Annotated in this window: 21 protein-coding genes; 12 read left to right on the forward strand and 9 right to left on the reverse strand. The window is 59.5% G+C overall.

The genetic code is table 11. The annotated features are described in order from the left end of the window. Positions 1-20 precede the first annotated feature (20 nt). Positions 21-926, reverse strand: a complete 906-nt coding sequence (locus AC1RKH_RS16410) for a LysR family transcriptional regulator (RefSeq protein WP_123425225.1) — start codon at positions 924-926, stop codon at positions 21-23. A gap of 115 nt (positions 927-1,041) precedes the next feature. On the opposite strand from AC1RKH_RS16410, the gene AC1RKH_RS16415 reads away from it, so the two are divergent. The 4 genes from AC1RKH_RS16415 to AC1RKH_RS16430 all read left to right on the forward strand — a co-directional run bounded on the left by AC1RKH_RS16415 (position 1,042) and on the right by AC1RKH_RS16430 (position 5,397). Next, positions 1,042-1,926 (forward strand): MBL fold metallo-hydrolase, encoded by an 885-nt coding sequence (locus AC1RKH_RS16415; protein WP_493064021.1) that lies wholly within the window; start codon positions 1,042-1,044, stop codon positions 1,924-1,926. An 89-nt stretch (positions 1,927-2,015) separates the two neighbouring features. Continuing rightward, positions 2,016-2,630, forward strand: coding sequence for an NAD(P)-dependent oxidoreductase (locus AC1RKH_RS16420; RefSeq protein WP_493064020.1), 615 nt, complete (start codon positions 2,016-2,018; stop codon positions 2,628-2,630). Positions 2,631-3,090: 460 nt separating this feature from the next. Continuing rightward, positions 3,091-4,341: an alpha-xenorhabdolysin family binary toxin subunit A gene (locus tag AC1RKH_RS16425; protein ID WP_493064019.1), complete on the forward strand. Its 1,251-nt coding sequence runs from the start codon at positions 3,091-3,093 to the stop codon at positions 4,339-4,341. Positions 4,342-4,374: 33 nt separating this feature from the next. Further along, a complete protein-coding gene (locus AC1RKH_RS16430; protein WP_493064018.1) occupies positions 4,375-5,397 on the forward strand; it encodes an alpha-xenorhabdolysin family binary toxin subunit B in 1,023 nt (340 codons plus the stop codon). Between the two features lie 70 nt (positions 5,398-5,467). Here the strand turns inward: AC1RKH_RS16430 and AC1RKH_RS16435 are convergent, their stop codons facing one another. Beyond that, on the reverse strand, positions 5,468-6,367 hold the full coding sequence (locus AC1RKH_RS16435; RefSeq protein WP_493064017.1) for a LysR substrate-binding domain-containing protein: 900 nt from the start codon (positions 6,365-6,367) through the stop codon (positions 5,468-5,470). Positions 6,368-6,526: 159 nt separating this feature from the next. On the opposite strand from AC1RKH_RS16435, the gene AC1RKH_RS16440 reads away from it, so the two are divergent. From AC1RKH_RS16440 to AC1RKH_RS16465, 6 genes are all read left to right on the forward strand, one after another. Continuing rightward, on the forward strand, positions 6,527-8,164 hold the full coding sequence (locus tag AC1RKH_RS16440) for a 5-guanidino-2-oxopentanoate decarboxylase (protein ID WP_493064016.1): 1,638 nt from the start codon (positions 6,527-6,529) through the stop codon (positions 8,162-8,164). Continuing rightward, entirely contained in the window at positions 8,161-9,609 is a 1,449-nt protein-coding gene (locus AC1RKH_RS16445) for an aldehyde dehydrogenase family protein (RefSeq protein ID WP_493064015.1), read from the forward strand. The genes AC1RKH_RS16440 and AC1RKH_RS16445 overlap by 4 nt, the downstream gene beginning before the upstream one ends. A 216-nt stretch (positions 9,610-9,825) precedes the next feature. Then, on the forward strand, positions 9,826-10,929 hold the full coding sequence (locus AC1RKH_RS16450) for an ABC transporter substrate-binding protein (protein ID WP_123425233.1): 1,104 nt from the start codon (positions 9,826-9,828) through the stop codon (positions 10,927-10,929). A 195-nt stretch (positions 10,930-11,124) separates the two neighbouring features. Beyond that, a complete protein-coding gene (locus AC1RKH_RS16455; protein ID WP_493064014.1) occupies positions 11,125-12,033 on the forward strand; it encodes an ABC transporter permease in 909 nt (302 codons plus the stop codon). Next, positions 12,030-12,878 (forward strand): ABC transporter permease, encoded by an 849-nt coding sequence (locus tag AC1RKH_RS16460; RefSeq protein WP_123425235.1) that lies wholly within the window; start codon positions 12,030-12,032, stop codon positions 12,876-12,878. Before AC1RKH_RS16455 ends, AC1RKH_RS16460 begins: the two co-directional genes overlap by 4 nt. 15 nt (positions 12,879-12,893) lie before the next feature. After that, the gene (locus AC1RKH_RS16465; protein ID WP_493064013.1) at positions 12,894-13,949 is read left to right on the forward strand and encodes an ABC transporter ATP-binding protein; all 1,056 of its coding nucleotides are present in this window, start codon (positions 12,894-12,896) and stop codon (positions 13,947-13,949) included. 153 nt (positions 13,950-14,102) lie between these two features. Here AC1RKH_RS16465 and AC1RKH_RS16470 read toward each other — a convergent pair whose 3' ends face one another. Next, positions 14,103-15,032 (reverse strand): AraC family transcriptional regulator, encoded by a 930-nt coding sequence (locus AC1RKH_RS16470; RefSeq protein WP_493064012.1) that lies wholly within the window; start codon positions 15,030-15,032, stop codon positions 14,103-14,105. A gap of 337 nt (positions 15,033-15,369) precedes the next feature. Between AC1RKH_RS16470 and AC1RKH_RS16475 the strand changes: the two genes are divergently transcribed. Together AC1RKH_RS16475 and AC1RKH_RS16480 are read left to right on the forward strand one after the other, a co-directional pair. Further along, positions 15,370-15,735 (forward strand): putative quinol monooxygenase, encoded by a 366-nt coding sequence (locus AC1RKH_RS16475; protein WP_123425238.1) that lies wholly within the window; start codon positions 15,370-15,372, stop codon positions 15,733-15,735. A 9-nt stretch (positions 15,736-15,744) separates the two neighbouring features. After that, positions 15,745-16,008, forward strand: coding sequence for a hypothetical protein (locus AC1RKH_RS16480; RefSeq protein WP_054593752.1), 264 nt, complete (start codon positions 15,745-15,747; stop codon positions 16,006-16,008). A 9-nt stretch (positions 16,009-16,017) separates the two neighbouring features. Here the strand turns inward: AC1RKH_RS16480 and AC1RKH_RS16485 are convergent, their stop codons facing one another. The 6 genes from AC1RKH_RS16485 to AC1RKH_RS16510 all read right to left on the reverse strand — a co-directional run bounded on the left by AC1RKH_RS16485 (position 16,018) and on the right by AC1RKH_RS16510 (position 24,093). Further along, complete coding sequence (locus AC1RKH_RS16485) at positions 16,018-16,650, reverse strand: flavin reductase family protein (protein WP_123425240.1); 633 nt, start codon at positions 16,648-16,650, stop codon at positions 16,018-16,020. Between the two features lie 292 nt (positions 16,651-16,942). Continuing rightward, entirely contained in the window at positions 16,943-17,230 is a 288-nt protein-coding gene (locus tag AC1RKH_RS16490; RefSeq protein ID WP_493064011.1) for a hypothetical protein, read from the reverse strand. Between the two features lie 445 nt (positions 17,231-17,675). Continuing rightward, positions 17,676-18,995 (reverse strand): MFS transporter, encoded by a 1,320-nt coding sequence (locus AC1RKH_RS16495; RefSeq protein ID WP_123425242.1) that lies wholly within the window; start codon positions 18,993-18,995, stop codon positions 17,676-17,678. Positions 18,996-19,326: 331 nt separating this feature from the next. Next, positions 19,327-20,652 (reverse strand): sigma-54-dependent transcriptional regulator, encoded by a 1,326-nt coding sequence (locus AC1RKH_RS16500; protein WP_493064010.1) that lies wholly within the window; start codon positions 20,650-20,652, stop codon positions 19,327-19,329. Beyond that, the gene (locus tag AC1RKH_RS16505) at positions 20,646-22,412 is read right to left on the reverse strand and encodes a sensor histidine kinase (protein WP_493064009.1); all 1,767 of its coding nucleotides are present in this window, start codon (positions 22,410-22,412) and stop codon (positions 20,646-20,648) included. The genes AC1RKH_RS16500 and AC1RKH_RS16505 overlap by 7 nt, the downstream gene beginning before the upstream one ends. A gap of 157 nt (positions 22,413-22,569) precedes the next feature. Then, positions 22,570-24,093, reverse strand: coding sequence for a fumarate hydratase (locus AC1RKH_RS16510; protein ID WP_008156025.1), 1,524 nt, complete (start codon positions 24,091-24,093; stop codon positions 22,570-22,572). Positions 24,094-24,345 lie beyond the last annotated feature (252 nt).

Below are 24,345 nucleotides of genomic sequence, written 5' to 3' on the forward strand. Positions count from 1 at the left end.
GCTTACAACTTGTCGCTGCTTCAAAGCCCCACATCCCACGCAGGTTCTTCGGGAAACCTCAACACCAGAAAATCCAGCATGCTGCGCAATGCGGCCGGCATGTGTTTGCGTGAGGCGTACACCGCGTACATGTTCATCTGCCGGGGTTCGGCGTCAGGCAGCAGGCGCACCAGTTCACCGCTGTGGATATGCACGCCGGCCTGGTAGCTGGGCAGCATCGCTACGCCGGCACCGGCCATTGCTGCGCGCAGCAGAGTGCTGGCCTCGTTGGCGCTGATGTTGCCCTGCACCGGCACTGAAACCTGCTCACCGTCCTGTTCGAAATGCCAGAGGCTTTTGCCGAAGTAGGAGTGGGTCAGGCAATTGTGCTGGCTCAAGTCTTCCACCCGTTGCGGCGTCGGGTGTTCGCGCAAGTAGGCGGGGGAGGCGCAGATCACTGAGCGGCAAACCGTCAGCCGCCGGGCGATCAGGTTCGGGTCCAGGTCGTTGCTGGTACGAATCGCCAGATCGATGCGCTCATCCACCAGGTTCACTGTGCGATCGAGCATTTGCAGGTCGATGCAGACCCCCGGAAAACGTTTGACGTACGCCGCCATGGCGTCGGCCAGTTGCGCCTGGCCGAACGAGGTGCTGACGCTGATGCGCAGCAAGCCGCGTGGCGCGTCGTCCGGTTCGCTGACGGCGGCCTGCATGTCGCTCGACAAATCGAGCATCTGTCGGCAGCGCGGAAGGATCTCGGTGCCGGCGGCGGTCAGGCTCAATTTGCGCGTGGTGCGGTGCATCAAGCGCGCCCCGACCCAGTCCTCCAGTTCGGCCAGATAGCGCGACACCACCGGGCGCGACAGGTCCAGATGATCGGCCGCGGCTGACTGGCTGCCGAGGTCGACGACGGTGACGAACACCCGCATTGCTTGAAGACGATCCATGATTTGCCCGCTTTCAGAAACAAACTATGTTCAAGCATCGCATTTTTTGTACTGACTCAGGCAACTAAGCTCTGTCCCACCGCCAAACACGGCTTATGCATAACGGAGCAGCACCATGATCGGCTTCACTTCTCTCAAGCGTCTTTTACTCGCCAGCGCCACCCTGGGTTTTGCCGCTCATGCGGCCGCCGCCACCCCGGCACTGACCCTGGATGTTTACAACCCAGGTACGGCAGCGATCTTCCCGGTGACCTCGGTACTGGTCAGCGGCGAGAAAGAAGCGATTCTGGTGGATGCGCAATTCGGCAAATCCCAGGCCGAGCAGGTGGTGGAAAAAATCCGCGCCAGCGGCAAGCAACTGACCACCATCTACATCAGCCACGGTGACCCGGATTACTACTTCGGCCTGGACACCCTCACTGCCGCTTTCCCTAAAGCCAAAGTGTTGGCTTCGCAGCCGACGGTTGATCACATCAAGGCCACCGTTGAAGGCAAAGTCGCGTTCTGGGGGCCGAAAATGGGCGCCGATGTACCGGCCAAAACCATCGTGCCGGGCGTGCTCAAGGGCCACAGCCTGACCCTGGAAGGCAAGAAGCTCGACATCATCGGCCTGGACGGCAAACAACCGGATCGAACCTTTGTCTGGATCCCGTCGATCAAAGCCGTGGTCGGTGGTGTGGTAGTGGCGGAAAACATCCACGTGTGGATGGCCGATACCCAAACTGCACAGTCCCACGCCGATTGGTTGACTACCCTGAAGACCATCGAAAGCCTGAAACCGAACACCATCGTTCCAGGTCATTACCTGGGTGACAGCGCACGTTCGCTGGCCGCCGTGCACTTCACCGCCGACTACATCAAGGCCTTCGATGAAGAAACCGCCAAGGCCAAAGACTCGGTCGAGCTGATTGCTGCGATGAAAAAGCGTTACCCGAACCTCGGCGAAGAAAGCTCGCTTGAGCTGAGCGCCAAAGTCGCCAAAGGCGAGATGAAGTGGTAACTCGTTTTACCCCTTGATTGATCGTTCCCACGCTCTGCGTGGGAATGCAGCCCGTGACGCTCCGCGTCACACCTGAACTGGAGAATCTCATGAGCAAGATCGCAATCATTGGCGCTACCGGCCGTGCCGGTAGCCAACTGCTGGAAGAAGCCCTGCGTCGCGGTCACAGCGTTACGGCTATTGCCCGCGACACCTCGAAAATCAGCCCGCGTGCCGGTGTCGTCACCAGGAATGTTGACGTTGCCGACGGCGCAGCATTGCAAGCGGCTGTTGCAGGTGTTGATGTGGTGATCAGCGCGGCGCACTTTTCGACGATCCCGGCCAAGGCGATTATCGAGCCGGTCAAAAAGGCTGGCGTGAAGCGTCTGCTGGTGGTCGGCGGTGCCGGTTCGCTGTTGGTGCCGGATGGCAGCAAAGTCATCGAATCCCCGAACTTCCCTGAAGAGTACAAGGCCGAGGCCACTGCCGGTGGCGTCTACCTCGACACCTTGCGTCAGGAAAAGGATCTGGACTGGACCTTCCTTTCACCGTCGGCGCTGTTCGTCGAAGGCGAGCGTACCGGCACCTTCCGTGTGGGCAAGGATGACCTGCTGGTGAGCGCCGAAGGCAAGAGCTGGATCACCTTCGCCGACTACGCGATTGCGATGCTCGATGAAGTCGAGAAGCCTGCGCATAGCCGTCAGCGGTTTACTGTCGGTTACTGATCGGTCCTCAAAGCACGGACTATCCTATGGGAGGTCCGTGCTTTTTGCTGTTTATTAATGCTCAACTAATACTGCTCGGCAATGGGGGGTATTGATTAAGATTTTTGTTGTTAGTGAAGTTTAATGTTGAAAAAAATGGCGAGTAATGGGTTTTGTTGCGTTTTGTTTTTTGGGAATTGTTAGGTATTAATTTTTATTTTACTTCGAATGTGCGCATCTAGAGGCTTTGGATGGCGCGGGGTTGTATTGGTCAGTGTGTTGTTTTTCTAGATGTTTTCATTGTTGATGCTTCGTGTCATGGCGGGTTTATTCCTACGATGTGTGGAGCGGGCGGCGAACTTGTGGCTTCGCGTGTGCGCTATTAGTGTTGTGTTCTGGTTTTGGTGGCGAGGCACGCGACCAAGACTTGTGAAAAGGAGGTTGTTTGAGGCGGTTTGCCCTCACTATATGGAGGTGATAAATGATTGTAGAAACAAAGGAAGAGCTTCAGAAGAAACTTCAGGAAAGGCTGAGGTCGACAGCCATTCAAGCCGTTACCGATCTGGAAGGTATAGATAATATAAGTGATGCGGCAAAGTACGTGCCGGTTCAATACTTTGGTGTCATGGTGGGCAAAAATGGAGATTCTTATAAGGACGGAACATTTGTTGTTCAGAAACACAATATTGTGGCCATCAAACGTTATGTAAAAGCCGCCTTGGCATTACCGGTCGACCTGACTCCCATTGAGCGTCAGTTGGGTTACATCAGATCAGGTCGAGAGGGATTGGAACCGGCAGACATACAGAACCTTCATCAGAAAATTCACCAGCATGCACTGTCCTGGGGAACCCTTGAACGTGATACCAAGGATCTTGGAGGGCGGCTGGATCTATTTTCCCGCGGGTTTATCAATACCGGAAACCTGATAGTGGATCATCTTAAAAGCTTTCAGGGGTACAAGGATCTGACCGGTACGATTGACACGTTGACGGAGGGGGAACGGGCCGAGATGGCCGCAATCCCGTTGGGGAGCTCGGCCACTGAAAAAGTCGAGAACCTGGACAAATACTTCACTCGGATGAAAAACGATATCGAGAGTTTCTGTCGCAGGATCAGCGCGGTAAAGGCACTGGCGACGGAGTTCTCCCGCAAGATCACCGAAGACCTGTTGCCCCTCGTCGAAGCAAAGCTCAGCGATGTGAAGCAAGCCGGTTTTGATCAGGTCGCAGAGGAAGAGCAACTGAGAGTCGAAATAAAAGAACTGGATGAGCGTATTGCCGAGAAACTCAAGGAGTACGACAGTCTGGTGGGGTATGCCTTTACCGGATTGGTATTTGGCCCCATTGGCGTTGCTATCACCGGCGGTATTTTTGGTTCGAAGGCAGAAGCGACCAGGGCAGAGAAAAACAGCTTGATCGAGACGCGGGATAACTTGCTCAAGACAATGGATAAGGCGCGCTTGTCCAAGCTATTGATGGAACTGCGCGTACGGCTGGAAAATATGAAGTCGCAGATGATCGATGCCGAACGGGGGGCGAAAAATCTGGAGGACGTCTGGGCCATTATCTGGATGAACGTCGAGGAGTCTCGAGAGCGGCTGTTCGAAGTGGATAACGCATTTGACCTGAGCTTGCTGGTTATGGATATTCAGGCGGTGGTGGCACCTTGGGAAACCATTAAAGGTCATGCCGCTAATTTGTCTCGTGTTTTTAATTTGGTTGTGGATTAAGTTGTAAATAAATTGAGTTCAAGGAAGAATTTTATGACCGTTCATGAATTTAAGGGTCTGTTCATCTATGCCGTGCCTGATGCCGCGGTAATGAAACAGGCTAAAAGCCAGTTTGACTTGAAAGTGGCTGATAACACCTACGCATTCGCTCCAGCGGTACAGGAAAAACTTGGATACCTGCGTACACAGATCAACGACGCAGACCATCAAATGTTTGAACACATCAAGAGGGTGCAGACCACCCTGGGCAATGTAAGTTTTGAGAGTACTCTGGCGCGTATCGCGGAGATCGAAGGGAACTCGCTGGCCACCGCCGCAACGCGTGCCAAAAAGGTCGAGGAACTGGTGACGTATTGCGTGCAGCGGATCACCAGTTCGCTGGCGCCGGTGCTTGCGGCCCAGGACCATCTATCCCGAGAGCTATCAGAAATTGGCAGCATCACGTTGGTTCAGGAGGGCGCGCAGTGGGGCCATCCCTATGAAACGAGGCGTGAGGCGCAAGAGCGCAGGCGCCTGGTGCTCAATTCCGATCTCAACGAACTTGCAGAAGAGAAACGCAGGGTCGACGAGGCGCTGCAACAGTTCAAGTCCCCCACCTGGATCAACATCTTCAAGGGCATGATCCTAACTGCCCAGGAAATCGAGGCAGCGCTCAAGCTTGTCAGCACCCAAAAGCCCGATCGTGAGTTCCTGGAGCTTGCATTGAAAAGGCTCAACGGCAATCTCGATGGCATCGAGCAAGGTCGTCAATACGCGAATTTCGTGGAGGCGCGAGACGCTATTCACAAGCGTATTGATGGGCTACGGGTTGAGGTCAAGGACGTTGAAAAAGAGCTGCTTGAATTGAGCCGAACATTGAACAAACTCAATGCGATCGGCGCCCTCGACCAATCCAGGTTGAGCTGGTTGCAAGAGGCACAAAAGGTCTCCAGGGCCTATGACCATTTCCTGACGACGACCCAACCGGAAATGTTTCGCGATGCAGTGTCGATCAAAGAGATGGCAGCACGTTATGGCGCCATGCTGGGCTATCTGAAAGCGATTAAAAAAGCCTGATCGAGTCAGGTGTGGGTGAAAGCGCTCCGTGCTGAAGACGGAGCGCTTTCATGCCTTGGGCATGGGCGGCTTACGGGGCCTGCGTGCCTTGGTCCCTATTGGCCTGCACCACCAGCCACTCCATCAATTCACGCAACTGCGGCGACGGTCCCGGTTTCTGCGGGAATACCAGGTAATACCCCAGCCCCGTTTTCACCTTCAAATCAAAGGGCATGACCAGCCGTCCGGCGCTCAGGTCTTCGCCGATCAACGACCAATCCCCAATCGCCACGCCCATCCCCTGAGACGCCATCGACATGGCCAGGTCCAGTGTTTCGAACTGCTGTCCACGGGCACTGTTGCCCAGCTGGACGCCTGCGGCGTTGAGCCAGCTTTTCCAATCGCGTTGATCACGCGTCGGGTGCAGCAGCAAATGTTTATCCAGGTCCGACGGACTATCCAGTGGCACCGGGCCGTCAAGCAGCGGTCGGGAACAGACCGGCGTCAGTTGTTCGTCAAACAGGTGCAGTGACGCCAGTGAACTGTCGGGCGGTGCGCCGTACATGACGGCGGCGTCGAACTGCTCGCGATGAAAATCCACGCCATGTTGCACCGTGGTGGTCAGTTCCACCGGCACGTCCGGGCGTTCCTTTTGCCACTGCAGCAAACGCGGCAGCAGCCAGCGCATGATGCAGGTCGGGGCCTTGAGCTGCAGGGTTTCACGGTGCGCGCCGACCTGTTCCACCGCCTCATCGATCAAGCCGAATACCTGCTGGATCCGTGGCAGCCACTCCAGCCCCTCGGCCGTCAGGCTCAAACCGCGCGCCTGGCGGTGAAACAGCGTGTAGCCCAAATGTTCTTCCAGCCCGGCGATCTGCCGGCTCACCGCGCCCTGGGTGATGTGCAACTGCTCGGCCGCCCGCGTGAAATTGCAGCACTGGGCGGTGATCAGGAACGTGTGCAGCGCGGGAAGGGGGGGAAGTCGTTTCATGGGACGCCAAGGCATGAGGTGAGGACATGGCGAGTATGACTTTTTATCGATTGTTGCGGCTACCCGCTGACCGTTCCAATAACGCCATGACTGAGCACCGCTGCGCGCCTTCAATTGCCGCGCGGGGCCAGCGTCTCAACGAACAAGAAGGGCAAAGATATGGCGACGTGCGGCGAAGTATTGGTCAAGTTACTCGAAGGTTACGGGGTCGAGCAGGTGTTCGGCATTCCCGGCGTGCATACCGTTGAGCTGTATCGCGGGCTGGCCCGTTCGAGCATCAACCACGTTACTCCGCGTCACGAGCAGGGTGCCGGCTTCATGGCCGACGGTTATGCACGCACCAGCGGCAAACCGGGCGTGTGCTTCATCATCACCGGTCCCGGCATGACCAACATCACCACGGCGATGGGCCAGGCCTACGCCGATTCGATCCCGATGCTGGTGATCTCCAGCGTGCAATCGCGCAGCCAGTTGGGCGGTGGGCGCGGCAAGCTGCATGAGCTGCCGAACCAGGGCGCACTGGTGGCCGGCGTTGCGGCGTTCTCCCACACGCTGATGTCCGCTGCTGAATTGCCGGGTGTGCTGGCCCGTGCCTTCGCCTTGTTCCAGGCGGGGCGCCCGCGTCCGGTGCACATCGAAATTCCGCTCGACGTGCTGGTCGAAGACGCCGATGCCTTGCTTGCCAGCCAACCGGTGAGCATTACTCGCGCCGGTGCAGCGCCGTCGGCCGTGGCGCAGATGAGCGAACTGCTGGCCAACGCCAAACGCCCGTTGATCCTCGCCGGTGGCGGTTCGATTGACGCGGCGGGCGAGCTGACCCGGCTCGCCGAATTGCTTGACGCACCGGTGGCACTGACCATCAACGCCAAAGGCATGCTGCCGTCGGCTCACCCGTTGCTGATCGGTTCGACCCAGACCCTGGTGGCCACCCGTGCACTGGTGGCTGACGCCGATGTGGTGCTGGCAATCGGCACTGAACTGGCCGAGACCGATTACGACGTGACCTTCGCCGGTGGCTTCGACATTCCGGGCACCTTGCTGCGCGTCGACATCGATCCAGACCAGACCGTGCGCAACTACCCGCCGAAAGTGGCGTTGGTGTCCGACGCACAAAGCGCGGCCCAGGCCTTGCTCGACGGCGTGGCCAAACATTCGCTGGCCGAACGCAGCAGCGACTGGGGCCAGGCTCGCGCCGCCAGTTTGCGTGCCGAGCTTGAAACCACGTGGGACGCGCCAACCCGTGCGCAGACGCTGTTCCTGCACACCGTGCTGGATGAGTTGCCGCAAGCGGTATTCGTCGGCGACTCGACCCAACCGGTGTACACCGGCAACCTCACATTCAACCCGGAGCGCCCGCGTCGCTGGTTCAACTCGTCGACCGGTTACGGCACCCTCGGCTATGCCTTGCCGGCGGCCATCGGCGCTTGGCTTGGTGGTGGTCAGGAGCGCAACACGCGTCCGCCGGTGGTGTGCCTGATCGGCGACGGCGGTTTGCAGTTCACCTTGCCGGAACTGGCCAGCGCGGTGGAAGCACGGACCCCGGTCATCGTCCTGCTGTGGAACAACCAGGGCTACGAAGAGATCAAGAAATACATGGTCAACCGCGACATCGAACCGGTTGGCGTCGACATCTACACCCCGGATTTCATCGCCGTGGCCAAAGGCCTGGGCTGTGCGGCACACGCGGTCAATGGTGTCGAAGAGCTGCGCGCGGCACTGCGTGCGGCCACTGATCGCCAGGGCCCGACCCTGATCGAAATAGACCAGACCCAATGGATGAAGGCGGTGTCGGCATGAGCTTTCCAATCACCCTGGACGGACTGTACATCAATGGCCAATGGTCGGCCGGCGAGGAGCACTTGCGGGTTATCAATCCGGCGACCGAAGCTCTGCTGACCACCGTCAAAGGTGGCGATGAATGCGCGGTCAATCAAGCAGTCACCGCAGCCAGCGCGGCATTTGCCCAGTGGTCGAAAACCACCGGCGCCGAGCGTGGCGCGATCCTGCGCAAGATTGCCAACGGTGTGCAGGCACGCCGTGAGCGCTTGATGTATTTGCAGTCGAGCAACAACGGCAAGCCACAGTTTGAAGCGGGCATCGACGTCGATGACGTGATCGCCACGTTCGAGTATTACGCCGGTCTCGCCGAAGCGCTGGACGCCGGTCAGGACCGCGCCGTGGAACTTCCGAGCGAAGACTTCGCCGCCCGTGTGCGCCGTGAAGCGTGCGGCGTGGTGGGGTTGATCGTGCCGTGGAACTTCCCGATGGTCACCACCGCCTGGAAGCTCGCGCCAGCCCTGGCGGCGGGTTGCTGCGTGGTGCTCAAGCCTTCCGAAGTCACGCCGCTGCCGGAGCTGGAACTGGCGGCAATCATCGCCGAAAGCGACTTGCCCCACGGTGTGTTCAACCTGGTCTGCGGTACGGGGCTGGCGGTCGGTGCGCCGCTGTCGGCTGATCCGCGCGTGGCGAAAATTTCCTTCACCGGCAGCAACGCGGTCGGCGTTCAGGTCATGCAGCGTGCGGCGGAAACCGTCAAAGGCGTGAGCCTGGAACTGGGCGGTAAATCCTCGCTGCTGGTGTTGGCCGATGCCGATCTCGAGCTGGCCGTGGAGCTGGCCTGTGGCGGTGGTTTCTTCAACGCCGGGCAGATGTGCTCGGCGACCAGCCGGGTGTTGGTCGCCGATGAGCTGGCGGATGAATTCCTGCTGCGCCTGACGGCGCGGGCCGAAGCGATTCGCGTGGCTGACCCGTTTGACCCTGAGGTTGAAATGGGCGCGTTGGTCAATCAGGCGCAATACCAGCGGGTGCTGGGACACATTGATCGCGGTTTGAGTGCTGGGGCCCGGTTGGTTTGCGGCGGCGAGCGCCCGGCCGATCTGCCACGCGGTTATTTTTTGCGGCCGACGATCTTCACCGAAGTGCCCCTCGACAGTGCGCTGTGGTGTGAAGAGATTTTTGGCCCGGTGCTCTGCGTGCGCAGTTTTGCCACGGAACAAGAGGCGATCGAGCTGGCCAACGACAGCCAGTTCGGTCTGGTGGCCAGCGTGGTCAGCCGCGACGCAGTGACCGCTGAACGGGTCGCCAACGCCTTGCAGGCGGGGCTGGTGTGGATCAACGCGCCGCAGGTGATCTTCCCGCAGACCGCCTGGGGCGGCTACAAGCAGAGCAGCATCGGCCGCGAATTGGGGCCGTGGGGCCTGCAGGCGTTTCAAGAAATAAAGCACGTGATTCGCGCCGTCTGAAGGCACGAAAACGGCCCGCGCATGCCTCGAAACGAGGCATGCGTCCGGGACATGGCTCCAATGATTTTTTTTCGATTGTTGCGCGTTTTGCGTGACCTCAGGATGAACCCGCAGACCTCGCTACAACCCCCGTAATACGGGGTCTTGCAGTGGATCGAACAGCACGGGCGCAAGGGATGCTCCACCTCATACCTACAACAATAAACGGAGTCCTTCATGGGCGATCATGATCTGAACAGAAGACAATTCATCAAGACCGTAGGTGTTGCATCGGTTGCCGCGGCCGCGATGAGCATGCCGTTCATCCGCGCCAACGCCAGCGATACGCGCTTTCAGGGCAAGACCCTGCGGCTGTTGACCTGGTCCGATGACACCGGGCTTGCCGCACTGCGCAACATCGCCGCGACCTTTGAAGCCAAAACCGGCGCCAAGGTCATCGCGGACCGCACCGGCAGTACTTCGGAAATGGTCGCCAAGCTCAAGGCCGGTGGTGATCGCCCGCAATATGACGTCATCACCCTGGCCGGTGTCGGCGCTGAAGGCCTGGCCGCCGCCGGGCTGCTGGAAAAGCCTGACCTGAACCGCATTCCCAACCTGGTCGACGTACCGGAGAAATACCGCACCGGCGCCAACGGTCACGGCATCGGTTACCTGCTCTGGTGCAACAGCCTCGTCTACAGCACCCGCACCCAGAAAGAAGCCCCGGACAGCTACGCGGCCCTGTGGGATGCGGACCTGGCGCCGAACATTTTCCTGCCGCCGCCGAACTGGACCGAGGCCATGGACCTGATCATCATCGCCGCCAAACTGGCCGGTGGTGACGAACACAACATCGAACCCGGCTTCAAGAAACTCGCCGAGCTCAAGAGCCGTGTGGTGACCCTGGGCGAAAACCCGAACCAGATCGCCGAGCTGTTCCGTACCGGTTCCCTGGATATGGGTGGTTTGTACGCTCCAGCGTTCTTCCCGAAACAGATCCGCGATCCGGCCTACGGCCTGAGTGCAACCTTTGGCATGAAGGAAGGTTTCTACACCGACCTGATGCAGTCGGTCATGCCGAAAAACCGTCCCGGCGATACCGACCTGGCCTACGCCTTCATCAACCACTCGCTCGACCCGCTGGTGCAGGGCAAGATGGCCGAAGACATCTACAACGGCCCGGTCAACGCCAAGGCGATCATCTCTGCCGAAGCGCGCAAGAATCCGTTCATCCTGACGCCAGAGCAGATTGCCGAGAAGGCGATCATGCACGACAACGCCTTCCTGGCGACTGTGCATGACCAATGGATTCGTCGTTACACGGAAATCTTCTCTTCCTGATCGAGTGTCGAACACAGCCCTTTGGAGCACTACAAACCCCTGTGGGAGCGAGCTTGCTCGCGATGACTGCTCATCAGTCGACATTGATGTCGACTGACAGTCCGCTATCGCGAGCAAGCTCGCTCCCACATGGGAAATGCACTGGTTTGAAGTCCTGTGTTCACTCAGTTGCTTTCCATTGACGAGACCATTGCTATGGAACACCAACCTCTGACCCAAACGGTCAGCCCCGTTGCCGTACGCCCGAACCTTGGCATTTCGCCGACGACGCGCGCCTGGTTATTTCTTTCGCCATCGATGCTGTTTCTCGGTGTGCTGATTGCCGCCAGCCTGCTGGTGTTGCGCATGAGCGTGGGCACCAAAGGGGCGGAATGGAGCGGTTTCAGCCTGGCCAGTTATGCCCAGTTGCTGGAACCCTATTACCTCAAATCCCTGCTGTTGACCTTGCGTCTGGCATTGATCAGCGCGGTGATTGCGGTGCTGCTGGCGATTCCAGTGGCGTACACCATGTCGCGGCTCACTTCACCCTTGCTGCGCCGGGTGTTTCTGGCCGCAGTGCTGTTGCCGTTACTGGTCAACCTGTTGCTGCAAAGCTACGGCTGGCTGGTGATCCTCGGCCCAGGCGGGATGCTCAATCAGGCATTGATGGGCCTCGGTTTGATCAAGCGTCCGATCATGCTGCTGTACAACCAGAACGGCGTGTTGATGGGCCTGGTACAAACCGCTTTCCCATTGGCCGTGCTGCCGATTGCCAGCGCCATGCGCGGTGTCGCGCGGACCTATGAAGAAGCCGCAGCGACCCTCGGCGCCAGCCGCATGCAGGTGTTTCGCCAGGTGGTGCTGCCGATGAGCATGCCAGGCATCATCACCGGCGCGACCCTGGTGTTTGCCTACAACGCCAGCAGCTTCGTGGTGCCTTTGCTGCTCGGTGGCCGGCGTGTGCCGATGCTCGCGGTCATGGTGCATGACCAGATCGCTCCATTGATGAACTGGCCTGCGGCTTCCGCTGCCGGTGTGGTACTGATCGTGACCACGCTGGCCATCATGACTTTGTCCGAATACATCACTGGCCGTCGTCGGCGCATGCTGGAGGCTTCGCAATGAGCACGTTGATCAAGAAGCGCCTGTCGCTGCTGCCAGGCGACACCGGCAAATTTGCCGGGATCCTCTCAGGTGTCATCCTGTTTCTGGCGGTGTTGCCGATCCTGACGATGATTGTCATGTCGTTCAGCGGTTCTTCGAACCTCGACTTCCCGCCAAGCAGCTACAGCCTGCAATGGTACAAGGCGGCCTGGCACACCTTCGCGTCCCCGGATGCCAGCGATGTGCTGAGCCTGGGCAAAGCCATGACCACCAGCCTGATGGTGTCGTTCATGGCCATGATCTTCGCCACCCTCGTTGCGGTGCCGGCGGCTTATGCGCTGACCCGTCTGGAGTTTCGTGGCAAAGCCGTTGCTCTGCAATTGATGTCGCTGCCGTTGGTGTTCCCGATGGTGGTACTGGGCCTGGCGTTGCTGCTGGTGTTCGACAGCCTGCCGTTTCAGATGACTGTTTCGCGACTGGTGATTGCCCACGTCATTCTGGCCTTGCCGTTTGTGGTGAAGAACTGCACGGCGGCGATGCTTTCCATCGGCAGCGAAGTCGAAGAGGCCGCGCAAATGCTCGGCGCTTCGCCGCTGCGGGCGATTGTCGATGTGGTGGTGCCGTTGATGAAGTCGGGGATCCTTGCCGGGATGCTGCTGGCGTTCATCGTCTCGTTCAACGAATTCACGGTGACTTACTTCCTCTACACCATCGATGTCATGACGGTGCCTATCTGGATGTTCAGCCGCACCGTGTCGTCGCTGGACCCAACCGTATTCTCGTTTGCCGTGCTGATCGTGCTGATCGACTTCGTCCTGATCTGGGCGTTGGAGAAGCTGGTCGGTGAAGGCGGCGTTTCCTTTTGATTTGAGGTGAGCAACATGACTGGTCTGATTCTGGAAAACGTCGAGAAACGCTACGGCACCGCATGCGCGGTCAAGGACGTCAATCTGCACCTGCCCGAGGGCAAACTGGTGTGTTTTCTCGGCCCTTCGGGCTGTGGCAAAACCACTTTGCTGCGGATGATCGCAGGTCTGGAAACCCTGTCCGGCGGCGAGATTCGTCTGGATGGCGAAGACATCGGCAACACGCCGGCACACCTGCGCAACTTCGGCATGGTGTTTCAATCGCTGGCGCTGTTCCCGCACATGACGGTCGGCGAGAACATCGCCTACCCACTGAAACTGCGTGGCGTGAGCAAGGCTGATCAGCAGGCGCGGGTTGTCGAATTGCTGCAACTGATTCAGCTGCAAGAGATGATTGATCGTCCGGTGTCGAAACTCTCCGGTGGTCAGCGTCAGCGCGTGGCGATTGCCCGGGCGATTGCCACGCACCCGAAAATTCTCCTGCTCGACGAGCCGCTGTCGGCACTCGACGCCAAGCTGCGCGAGTCGATGCAGGTGGAGATTCGTCAGCTGCAGCAGCGCTTGAACATCACCACCATCATGGTCACCCACGACCAGCGCGAAGCCATGACCATGGCCGATATCGTGGTGGTGTTGGGCGAGAATCGGGTGCAGCAGGTCGGCACGCCGATCGAGATCTACCGCCATCCGGCCAATGAATTTGTCGCCGACTTTATCGGCACCGGGAACATTTTCCCAGCCACGGCATTGGGCGATGGCAGAATCGGTTTGCCCGGCGGTGATGCGCTTCAGGTGCCGATTTGCAGCAGCATCGTGGTCGGCGAGAAGCTCAAGATGCTCGTGCGTCCCGAGGACCTGCAACTGTCGCACCCACAGGCGAGCGCAGGTAATCGGCTGCTGGGTAGAGTGACGTTCGTGCGCGATATCGGTGCGACCATCGAAACCACGGTCGAGTGTTCGGGGGTGACGCTGACAGCCTTGAGCACGCCGTGCCAGGGCATCGGCCTGAGCATCGGCAACCCGGTGTCGGTGACTATTCCATCGGAAGCCTGCCGCGTGCTCGGCGCCTGACTTTAGAGGTGGGTTGCCTTTACTGGCCCCATCGCGAGCAAGCTCGCTCCCACAGTGGATCTTCTGTGAATACAGAATGTGTGAACACAACAGATCACCTGTGGGAGCGAGCTTGCTCGCGATGAGGCCGGCACAGCCTGCCAAAAACTCTGATCAGACAGTCATCCGCAACCGCGCCAGATCCCGCAACGGTGGCGCGCCAAACAGTCGGCTGTACTCGCGGCTGAACTGCGAGGGGCTTTCATAGCCCACGCGGTAACCCGCCGCCGAGGCGTCGATACCTTCGGCGAGCATCAGGCGCCGCGCCTCTTGCAGGCGCAGTTGCTTCTGATATTGCAGTGGACTCATGGCCGTCATCGCCTTGAAGCGATGGTGCAGGGTCGACACGCTCAGGTTCACTTCCCTGGCCAACTCATCAATGCGCAACGGTTGCTCGTAGTTGCCGTTGAGCCATTTGATCGCCTGGCTGATGCGATGGCTCTGGCTGTTGGCGACGGCGATCTCATACAGCCGATGGCCCTGTTGGCTGCGCAACAAGCGATAGAGAATTTCCCGACGAATCAGCGGCGCGAGCATGGCGATGTCTTTTGGAGTGTCGAGCAAGCGCGACAGACGCAACACTGCATCAAGCATCGGCTGATCCAGTTGTTCGACATACAGGCCGCGGCCGGCAGGGCGGGTAGGCACGCCGATGGGGCCGGCGTCGGCGATCAATGCGGTGATTTCCGCCGGGTCGATATCCAGGCGCAAGGCGAGTATCGGTTTATCTGGCGAGACATCGACCACCCGTCCGCTGAGTGGCATCGAGACCGAGACCACCAGATAGTTGAGCGGATCGTAGTTGAAGACGTCGTCGGCCAGCCGAACTTCCTTGCGGCCCTGGGCCATGATGCACAGGGCCGGTTGCGCGAGCACCGGGGCGAAGTCGTGGGACTGGCTGTGACGCGACAAAAACAACGAGCCGATGGCGGTCGCGTAGCTGCCGTCTTCACCGGTATTGCGGCGGATGATTGCCGCGAGCTCCACACGCTGTTTTTCCATGTTGGCGTCCAGCGGGGCGTGGGTGGAATCCAGAGGCGACATGCGAAACATCCTCGGCAAGGAGATGGGATGAGCACAGCTTAAATTTGTGCAAGTCCAGGTGGTAGGCGAATCCTGCGCAAAACTTGCCTGATCCTGCTGCGTGGTCAGGTTCAGCATAGAGAACCTGAACAGAACGCGGGAAAACTTGCTTGAAACCCCTTTGTCACATTTCAGGATCAGATCTTGTCATGGCGCGGCAGTAACTCTGTTCGCGTGCAGTATTGTGCAACAAGCCGGCAGGAATCGACTAACGGGCCTTGAGCCTGTCGCTTAATCTCTGTTCCTGTCGCAGCCTCTCTCAAGGCTGCTGATCGCTTACGCCTAGGGAGAGTCAAACATGTCCACGCAAATCCCTGTCAGCCATATGGCTTTTGTCCGCGCCCGCGCTGGCCGCTCGATGGAGTTGGGCGCGCGTTTGAGCAGCCTGATCGAACCGTCGCGTCAGGCCAGCGGTTGCCTGCACTTTGCATTGCAACATTCGTTGTGCGATCCCGAACTGTGGCTGGTGTCCGGTTTCTGGGTCGACCAGCAGGCCATGACCGCCTACTTCGGCACCCCGGCCATGCAGATATTTGCCGAGTTGGTGCAGGAACTGGTGGTCAACAGCCTGGATTTTCACACCTTCAGCGAAGTCTCGGCGGCTCAGGCTCGCGGCGAATATCCGCAGTTGAACACAGCACCATTGCAGCAGTTGGCCAGTTGAGGGTTTAGAATGGCCGACTTTCCATTGGCCAGGATCCGCGACATGGCACGCAAAGAGTTTGCACAGTTCGAAGCAGTTTCCGCCGTAGTACCGGGTGAAGGAGGCTATAGCGCCGCCATCGCCGTCAAAGCCCTGGGTGGCTCAGGCGCCCCGCGTTTTCACAAAATCCTCGATGAGCAGAAATTCAAGACCGCCTTCGAAGCCGATCAGGCTGCCGAGCAGAAGCTTGAGCAGTTGACCGACGTCGCTGAAGACGGCGAACTGGTCTGGTAACGATTGGCCCTAGGCCTTGGTCGCCCCCGGGCGGTACATTTTGAACAAGGCCTCAGGCCCCAGCTGGAAATAATCCGCCGGCCCGCCGCCGCGCAGAATCGGTTCTGCCGCGGCGGTGTCGTACACCCCATCCTTGAGCAGCCACTTGGCGATATGCACGGCGACCACTTCGCCGAGGATCAGCCAGCTCGGCACCACTTCCTTGTTCGCGCGTTGCAACTGAATGATCTGCGTAACCTTGCACTCGAAGGACACCGGGCTTTCAGCGACGCGTGGCACCTGAATGATTTTCGACGCTGCTGGCGTCAGCCCGGCCAGTTCGAATTCGTTGATGTCGGCCGGGACCATCGCGCAGCTCTGGTTCATCTGCTCGGCCAGCGGACGGGTGGCCAGGTTCCAGGCGAATTCGCCGGTCTGTTCGATGTTGTTCAGGCTGTCTTTACGGCCAACGCTTGCGAACCCGATGATCGGCGGGATGTAGTTGAACGCGTTGAAAAAGCTGTACGGCGCCAGGTTCAGCCGACCTTCGGCGTCCTGCGAAGAAATCCAGCCGATGGGGCGTGGGCCGACGATGGCATTGAACGGGTCGTGGGGCAGGCCGTGGCCCAGGGCAGGTTCGTAGTAGTGGATGTCGTCGGGCATTGCATGGGTTCCTGAATACAAGACTTGGAAGGTTGAAGGCCATAGTGCAAGGGCTGATGGCTTATTTCCAGTTGTCATGGTGCATCAAAACAATGAGAACCCCTGTGGGAGCGAGCTTGCTCGCGATGATGGCGGCACATCCAGCATTGATGTGACTGACAGACCGCTATCGTCGGAACGCCGCCCGGACCAAGCTCGCTCCCACAGGGATTGTGTTGGCCTTAGACACTTCTTGTCCCCCCAGAAACAACTAAGCCCGGCCGAAGCCGGGCTGTGAAGTCTGCCCAAGGTGTTAGCTGATAGCGGCGGCAGTACCAGTGCGGTCAAAACCATCGGCGGCGATAGCGCCAGCGGTGCCGGTGTGGTCAAAACCGTCAGCAGCGACTTTGGCCGAGCCGGTGCGGTCGAAGCCGTCAGCAGCGAAAGCGGCTGAGCCCGTGTGATCGTAACCATCAGCTGCAACAGCGGCGGAACTTTCAGACGTGAAAGCGGCGGAGCCGGTGCGGTCATAACCGTCGGCGGCGAAGGTGTTGGCGGCCAGTACGGAAAGGGTCAGAGCGAGGATCAGTTGGGTTTTCATGATGTGTACTCCAGGTTCGTAGGTGTTTAATGCGTTGGGTATGGAGTTCATATTACGCATGTAAAATTGATTAAAAAGCGCAAATAAATGCTTAAATCAATCTGATTTATCGATACATGTTCCGTCGCAGAGTGTTTTCAGACGCCGCTTGGAAGCCTGCATTCTGTATACGTGCGAGATATCGATATGGATTCAGATGGCAGCAGAATGTCGCCCGGGCATTAACCGATCATTAATCGAGCTGAACCCAAAAGCAGAGCCGTCTGTGGATTGGCGGGGGGACGGGGAACGCTCAATACCGAGTCGCGGCCATCGCGAGCAGGCTTGCTCCCACATTGGATCTCCAGCGTTCACGAATTAAGTGTTCACCGCAGATTAAATGTGGGAGCGAGCCTGCTCGCGATAGGGCCATGGCAGTCACCGTTGCAGTGACTGCCAAACGCGTTTAGTCAGTCTCGATCCGCGAGTGTTTGCGGGTATCTTTCATGGTCACGTACACCAGCAACGACACGGCGATGCAGGCCGTGACATACCAGTAGTAACCGGTCTCCATGCCGATGCTCTTGAACCACAGGGCAATGTATTCAGCCGTACCACCGAAGATCGACACGGTCAGCGCATACGGCAGGCCCACGCCCAGGGCGCGGATTTCGGTGGGGAACAGTTCGGCTTTGACCACCGCGTTGATCGAGGTGTAGCCGCTGACGATGATCAGCGCCGCCATGATCAGGAAGAACGCGCCCCACCAGGTCTGGATGGTGTGCAGTGTGGTGAGGATCGGCACGGTGAACAGAGTACCGAGTATGCCGAAGGCAATCAGGATCGGCCGCCGCCCGACTTTATCCGACAAACCGCCAATGATCGGTTGCAGGCACATGAACAGGAACAGCGTGGCCGCCGAAATGGTGGTGGAGTCGGAGATGCTCATGCCGACCGTGTTCACCAGGTACTTCTGCATGTAGGTGGTGTAGGTGTAGAAGGCCAGGGTGCCGCCCATGGTCAGGCCGACCACGGTCATCAGTTCCTTGGGATGGCGCATCAGGGTGCGCATGGCGCTTTCTTTGGACTTTTCTTTCTTGGTGAACGACTCGGTTTCTTCCATGCCACGACGCAGGTAGAGCGCGACCACTGCACACAGTGCGCCGATGCCAAACGGAATGCGCCAGCCCCAGTCGTACAGTTGTTCGGTGGTCAGGGTTTGTTGCAGCACGATCAGCACGCCCAGGGCGATGAGCTGGCCGGAGATCAGCGTGACGTACTGGAAGCTCGAGAAGAAGCCGCGACGTTCCTTGGTCGCCATCTCGCTCAAATAGGTTGCCGAGGTGCCGTACTCGCCACCGACCGACAGGCCCTGCAGCAAGCGGGCGAACACCAGCAGGATCGGTGCGCCGACGCCGATGGTTTCATAACCCGGGCTCAACGCGATGATCAGCGAGCCGAAGCACATCAGATACACCGACGCCATCAACGCGGCTTTACGTCCGGCGCGGTCGGCATACAGGCCCATCAGCCAGCCGCCGATCGGGCGCATCAGGAAGCCCACGGCGAAAATCGCAGCGGTGTTCAGCAGTTGGGCGGTGGTGTCGCCTTTGGGGAAAAAGGCTTTGGCGAAGTACAGCGAGAAGGCGGCGTAGACGTACCAGTCGTACCACTCGACCATGTTGCCGACAGAGCCGCTGAAGATCGATTTGATGCGGCTGGCGGTGGTCCTTTCTTTGGCAGGCGTAGCTGCCGACCCAAGAGGCAGGGCTTGTGAGTTATCCATGACGGATCCTTCATTTAATTGTTTTTGTGGAGCGCGCGTAAACGCAGCCTGCGAGGGCTATAGCAGGAGCTGTGCCAAGGGGGAGAGGGGCGGTTTAGAGGGGGTGTAAGGTTTTGGTGAGCGGAAATCCGCTTATTTTGAAAGAGGTGTGAGCGAAAATCCGCTTATTCAGTTCATTAACTTGCGTTGTCTGTGCCTGCCTCATCGCGAGCAAGCTCGCTCCCACATTGGTCCTATGTGAAGCACAAATAGTGCACACACCGAAAATCTACTGTGGGAGCGAGCTTGCTCGCGATGAGGCCAGTACAGACACCACAAAAAATCAGCTTTCTTACAGAAACATCTCTCGGCTCAACCCATGCCGCTGCATCTTTTCATTGAAGGTCCGGCGCGGCAGTTGCAGCTCTTCCAGCACGGCTTTGATATCGCCCTTATGCCGGGTCAGTGCGGCCCGCAGGCAGTGTGCTTCGAAGGCTTCCTGCTGGGCGGCGAGGGACTGGCCGGGTTCGATGCCGACCGGTTCCGGCTCACCCAGGCCCAGCACCTGACGCTCGGCAACGTTCGCCAATTCGCGCACGTTGCCCGGCCAGTCGTGGCTCAGCAACCGACTCAGCTGCGGGCCACTGAGCGGTGGAAAGCTGCGTCCCAGCCGCTGCGCGGCGGCATGAGCGAAGTGTTCGAACAACAATGGAATGTCCTCACGCCGTTCGCGCAACGGTGGCAAACGCAGTTCCGCGACATTCAGCCGATACGCCAGGTCTTCGCGAAAACGCCCGGCGCGGGCTTCATCCAGCAGGTCGGGTTTGGTCGCGGCGATGATCCGCAGGTCCACGTGAATGCTCTGGTTGGAGCCTAGCCGTTCGAGCTTTTGCTCCTGCAACACCCGCAGCAATTTGACCTGTTGAGCCAGCGGCATGCTTTCGATTTCATCGAGGAACAAGGTACCGCCATCGGCGTATTCCAGCTTGCCGATACGCTTGCCCTGAGCACCGGTGAAGGCGCCGCTTTCATGACCGAACAACTCGGCTTCGAACAACTGCTCGGGGATCGCCGCACAGTTCAACGCCACGAATGGTTTGTCGGCGCGCGGACCAAAGTCATGCAGGCAGCGGGCGACCAGCTCTTTGCCGCTGCCGGTTTCACCACGGATCAACACGTTCACCGGCAACGCCGCGAGGTCCAGCACTTGCCGGCGCAGGGTCTGCAAACCCCGGGAGACGCCGAGCAGGCTGGCGTCGAGTTTGCTGCGGTTATCGGCCTGCTCGTGCAAGGCGCGGTTTTCCAGCACCAGCCGACGTTTGTCCAGCGCGCGGCGCAGGCTGCTGAGCAAGGTCTCGGGGCTGAAGGGCTTTTCGAGGAAGTCGTAGGCGCCATCGCGCATGGCTTCGACGGCCATTGGCACATCGCCGTGACCGGTCAGCAGAATCACTGGCAAATCGGCGTCCACCTGCTGCAACCGAGCCAAGAGCTCCAGGCCGGTCATGCCGGGCATGCGCACGTCGCTGAGGATCACTCCGGGAAAATTCGCCGACAGCTGCGCCAGGCATTCATCAGCGCGGCTGAACAGTTGCACCTCGAACCCCGAGAGGCTCAGCCACTGTTCGACGGCATCACGAATACTGCGTTCGTCATCGACCACGATCACCGCGTTCAACATTGAATGTGCGCCTCCAGATCGATGGGCAAAGTGAGGGTGAAGACGGCGCCGTCGCCGTGATTGTCGGCACTCAGGCGACCGCCAAGCTCATGCACGATGGCGAACGATACCGCCAGCCCGAGGCCCAGGCCATCACCTACCGGTTTGGTGGTGAAGAACGGATCGAAGACATTCGGCAGATCCTGCTGCGCAATACCACCGCCGTTGTCGGCCACCGTCAGGCGCCATAACTGCTCATCGGCTTCAAGGCGGATTTCCAGGCGCTTGAGCGGTTTTTCACGCATTGCGTCGAGGGCGTTGCGCAGCAGATTGATCAGCACCTGTTCCAGGCGAATCGCATCGCCGCGAACCCAGGCCGGGCGACTCAGGTGCAATACGCAGTCGATCTGTTCATCGCGCAGCCGAGCGTCGAGCAACTGCAGCGATTGATCGACCACCGATGCCAGGTCCAGACGCTCGCGCAAACCGCTGGGGCTTTTACGTGCGAAGGTTTTCAGGTGGCCAGTGATCGCCGCCATGCGCGTCAGCATCTCATCCACCGGTTTCAGCGCTTTATAAGCATCGTCGACCCGACCGTGATCGAGCAACAGGCGCAAGGTCGCCAGCTGCATGCGCTGGGCGGTGAGTGGCTGGTTGATTTCATGGGCCAGCGCCGCCGACATCTGCCCCAGCGCCGCGAGCTTGGCCGATTGCACCAGACCGTCCTGCGCGGTGCGCAGATCGCGAGTGCGTTCCTCGACCAGGCGTTCGAGCTCTTCGCGGCTGCGCTGGCGCAACCTGGCCAGACGCCAACGCTGGTTGAGGAACAGCAGCAGGAACACCAGTGTCAACCACCCCCCGGCGGCGGCCAGCCCGGCGTTACGCAAATCTTCGAAGGCTATCTGCGGGCGCCGTAACAGATGAAGGGTCCAGCCTTCGGCGCTCAGGGGCAGCGATTCCCACAGGTAATCCGCCGCGCCATCGGGGCCGTCGACGCGGGCCAGATAACTGTTCTGGTCAAAGTGCCGAAGCGGTTGATGGTCGAGCGGGATCAGCGGCTGCTTATCGTATTGGCGCGTGGTTTTAAGCTCGGCGCGATCAGTGTCCGACAGCGTGCCCAGCAGCCGATAACGCCACCCTGGTTGATTGGCAATGAACACAATGCCCCGCGCATCGCTGACCAGCAGGGTATCGCTGCCCTGACGCCATTCGCGCTCCAGTTCCGGAAACTCGAGTTTCACCACCATGGCGCCGAGAAACTCGCCGTTGTCACCGGTCACCGCACTGGACAGGAAATAGCCGGGAATACCACTGGTCACGCCCACCGCATAAAAGCGCCCGGTGCCCTGACTGCGGGTCTGGCTGAAGTAGGGGCGGAAGCCGTAGTTGTGGCCAACGTAACTGCTGGGCAAACGCCAGTTACTGGCGGCCACGGCCAGCCCTGTGTGATTCAGCAGTTCCAGGGTGGACGACTGCGCCGCACCGTTGATCTTCTCCAGTTTGCGGTTCAACGCGTCTTGCTGTTCCGGGCTCACCGGGCCATCGAGCGCCGAACGCAGCTCCGGGTCCAGCGCCAGCACGGCGGGCAGGGCGCGGTAGCGTTCGATCAGGGTGTGCAGGGAATTGGCGTACAGCGCCAGTTGCTGATTGGCGCGGGCGGCATCGTCTACCTGGGCCTGGCGTTCGGCGTGACGCATGGCAAGCCCTGCTGCGAGGGCCGCACCGGCGAGGATCAGCAGGGTGTACAACGACAAACGCAGGGTACGAGAAGTCGGCAGCATGCTGTAGGAAAAAGACAGGAATAAGGGCGGGCACCATAGCATGCAGCGGTGCAGGAGGACTTGACCAAAGACACCGTCGGCTAGCTCGACATGGATAACAAAAAAGCCGCGCTGTTTTTGCAAACAGTGCGGCTTTGTTTTTCTAGCGGTTAAAGGCTTACTGCACTTCTACCGCCAGGCTTTCACTGATTTTCTTCTGCCAGATGGCCGGGCCGGTGATGTGTACCGACTCGCCCTTGCTGTCGACCGCAACGGTCACTGGCATGTCTTTGACGTCGAACTCGTAGATCGCTTCCATGCCCAGTTCGGCGAAAGCCACCACGCGGGACTTCTTGATCGCTTGCGCCACCAGGTAAGCCGCGCCACCCACTGCCATCAGGTAAACCGCCTTGTGGTCCTTGATCGCTTCGATCGCGGTCGGGCCGCGTTCGGATTTACCGATCATGCCCAACAGGCCGGTTTGCTCGAGGATCTGGCGAGTGAACTTGTCCATCCGCGTCGCGGTGGTCGGGCCAGCCGGGCCAACCACTTCTTCGCGCACCGGATCAACCGGGCCGACGTAGTAGATGAAGCGACCCTTGAGGTCCACCGGCAGGGTTTCACCCTTGTTCAGCATCTCGACCATGCGCTTGTGCGCGGCGTCGCGACCGGTGAGCATCTTGCCGTTCAGCAGGACGGTTTCGCCCGGCTTCCAGCTCTGCACGTCTTCAGGCGTCAGGGTGTCGAGGTTGACACGGCGAGCCGATGGGCCGGCTTCCCAGACGATTTCCGGGTAGGCGTCCAGCGGTGGCGCTTCCAGCGACGCCGGGCCGGAACCGTCGAGCACGAAGTGCGCGTGACGGGTGGCGGCGCAGTTAGGGATCATGCACACCGGCAACGAAGCGGCGTGGGTCGGGTAATCCATGATCTTCACGTCGAGCACGGTGGTCAGGCCACCCAGGCCCTGGGCGCCGATGCCCAGTTGGTTGACCTTCTCGAACAGCTCCAGGCGCATCTCTTCGATACGGTTGGACGGGCCGCGCTTTTTCAGCTCGTGGATGTCGATGGATTCCATCAACACTTCCTTGGCCATCACCGCGGCTTTCTCGGCGGTGCCGCCGATGCCGATGCCGAGCATGCCCGGTGGGCACCAGCCAGCGCCCATTTCCGGAACGGTTTTCAGCACCCAGTCAACGATCGAGTCGGACGGGTTGAGCATGGCCATTTTCGACTTGTTCTCGGAGCCGCCGCCCTTGGCTGCCACGTCGACTTCCACGGTGTTACCCGGAACGATCGAATAGTGGATCACCGCCGGGGTGTTGTCCTTGGTGTTCTTGCGAGCGCCCGCCGGGTCGGCGAGGATCGAAGCCCGCAGGACGTTTTCCGGCAGGTTGTAGGCGCGACGCACGCCTTCGTTGATCATGTCGTCCAGGCCCATGGTCGCGCCATCCCAGCGCACGTCCATGCCCACGCGGACGAACACGGTGACGATGCCGGTGTCCTGGCAGATCGGACGGTGGCCGGTGGCGCACATGCGCGAGTTGATCAGGATCTGCGCCATCGAGTCGCGGGCTGCCGGCGACTCTTCACGCAGGTAGGCCTCGTGCATCGCCTGGATGAAATCCACGGGGTGGTAATAGGAAATGAACTGCAGGGCGTCGGCAACGCTCTGAATCAGGTCGTCTTGCTTGATCACGGTCATGAGTCGCGCTCCTCTAAAAGACGGGAACATTCAATAAGGTGCTTGCAGTTGGGGTGCATCGGTCGGCTGCAAACACCTTTCAAGGCACGCCGGGGTTGCTGGCGCGACGCTAAAAAGGCGCGGCAGTATAACGCGCCTCGGGTTGCGGCACATCCGTTGGCGATCAAACGAAGGTCGTCTATCTCTCTTGCCACACTTGCGTCACTTGCGTCACTTGCTTCTCGCGCGGCGAACGAAAAGATCGCAGCCTTC

The sequence above is a fragment of the Pseudomonas sp. GW822-FHT06B12 genome, from assembly GCF_058799675.1.

What these genes read in the sequence shown, in the direction of transcription:
- AC1RKH_RS16455 (WP_493064014.1), top strand. Translation starts at nt 11,125, where the DNA reads ATGGAACACCAACCTCTGACCCAAACGGTCAGCCCCGTTGCCGTACGC.
- AC1RKH_RS16420 (WP_493064020.1), top strand. Translation starts at nt 2,016, where the DNA reads ATGAGCAAGATCGCAATCATTGGCGCTACCGGCCGTGCCGGTAGCCAA.
- AC1RKH_RS16505 (WP_493064009.1), bottom strand. Translation starts at nt 22,412, where the DNA reads ATGCTGCCGACTTCTCGTACCCTGCGTTTGTCGTTGTACACCCTGCTG.
- AC1RKH_RS16465 (WP_493064013.1), top strand. Translation starts at nt 12,894, where the DNA reads ATGACTGGTCTGATTCTGGAAAACGTCGAGAAACGCTACGGCACCGCA.
- AC1RKH_RS16480 (WP_054593752.1), top strand. Translation starts at nt 15,745, where the DNA reads ATGGCCGACTTTCCATTGGCCAGGATCCGCGACATGGCACGCAAAGAG.
- AC1RKH_RS16475 (WP_123425238.1), top strand. Translation starts at nt 15,370, where the DNA reads ATGTCCACGCAAATCCCTGTCAGCCATATGGCTTTTGTCCGCGCCCGC.
- AC1RKH_RS16495 (WP_123425242.1), bottom strand. Translation starts at nt 18,995, where the DNA reads ATGGATAACTCACAAGCCCTGCCTCTTGGGTCGGCAGCTACGCCTGCC.
- AC1RKH_RS16470 (WP_493064012.1), bottom strand. Translation starts at nt 15,032, where the DNA reads ATGTCGCCTCTGGATTCCACCCACGCCCCGCTGGACGCCAACATGGAA.
- AC1RKH_RS16415 (WP_493064021.1), top strand. Translation starts at nt 1,042, where the DNA reads ATGATCGGCTTCACTTCTCTCAAGCGTCTTTTACTCGCCAGCGCCACC.
- AC1RKH_RS16410 (WP_123425225.1), bottom strand. Translation starts at nt 926, where the DNA reads ATGGATCGTCTTCAAGCAATGCGGGTGTTCGTCACCGTCGTCGACCTC.
- AC1RKH_RS16500 (WP_493064010.1), bottom strand. Translation starts at nt 20,652, where the DNA reads ATGTTGAACGCGGTGATCGTGGTCGATGACGAACGCAGTATTCGTGAT.
- AC1RKH_RS16485 (WP_123425240.1), bottom strand. Translation starts at nt 16,650, where the DNA reads ATGCCCGACGACATCCACTACTACGAACCTGCCCTGGGCCACGGCCTG.
- AC1RKH_RS16460 (WP_123425235.1), top strand. Translation starts at nt 12,030, where the DNA reads ATGAGCACGTTGATCAAGAAGCGCCTGTCGCTGCTGCCAGGCGACACC.
- AC1RKH_RS16490 (WP_493064011.1), bottom strand. Translation starts at nt 17,230, where the DNA reads ATGAAAACCCAACTGATCCTCGCTCTGACCCTTTCCGTACTGGCCGCC.
- AC1RKH_RS16510 (WP_008156025.1), bottom strand. Translation starts at nt 24,093, where the DNA reads ATGACCGTGATCAAGCAAGACGACCTGATTCAGAGCGTTGCCGACGCC.
- AC1RKH_RS16435 (WP_493064017.1), bottom strand. Translation starts at nt 6,367, where the DNA reads ATGAAACGACTTCCCCCCCTTCCCGCGCTGCACACGTTCCTGATCACC.
- AC1RKH_RS16425 (WP_493064019.1), top strand. Translation starts at nt 3,091, where the DNA reads ATGATTGTAGAAACAAAGGAAGAGCTTCAGAAGAAACTTCAGGAAAGG.
- AC1RKH_RS16445 (WP_493064015.1), top strand. Translation starts at nt 8,161, where the DNA reads ATGAGCTTTCCAATCACCCTGGACGGACTGTACATCAATGGCCAATGG.
- AC1RKH_RS16440 (WP_493064016.1), top strand. Translation starts at nt 6,527, where the DNA reads ATGGCGACGTGCGGCGAAGTATTGGTCAAGTTACTCGAAGGTTACGGG.
- AC1RKH_RS16450 (WP_123425233.1), top strand. Translation starts at nt 9,826, where the DNA reads ATGGGCGATCATGATCTGAACAGAAGACAATTCATCAAGACCGTAGGT.
- AC1RKH_RS16430 (WP_493064018.1), top strand. Translation starts at nt 4,375, where the DNA reads ATGACCGTTCATGAATTTAAGGGTCTGTTCATCTATGCCGTGCCTGAT.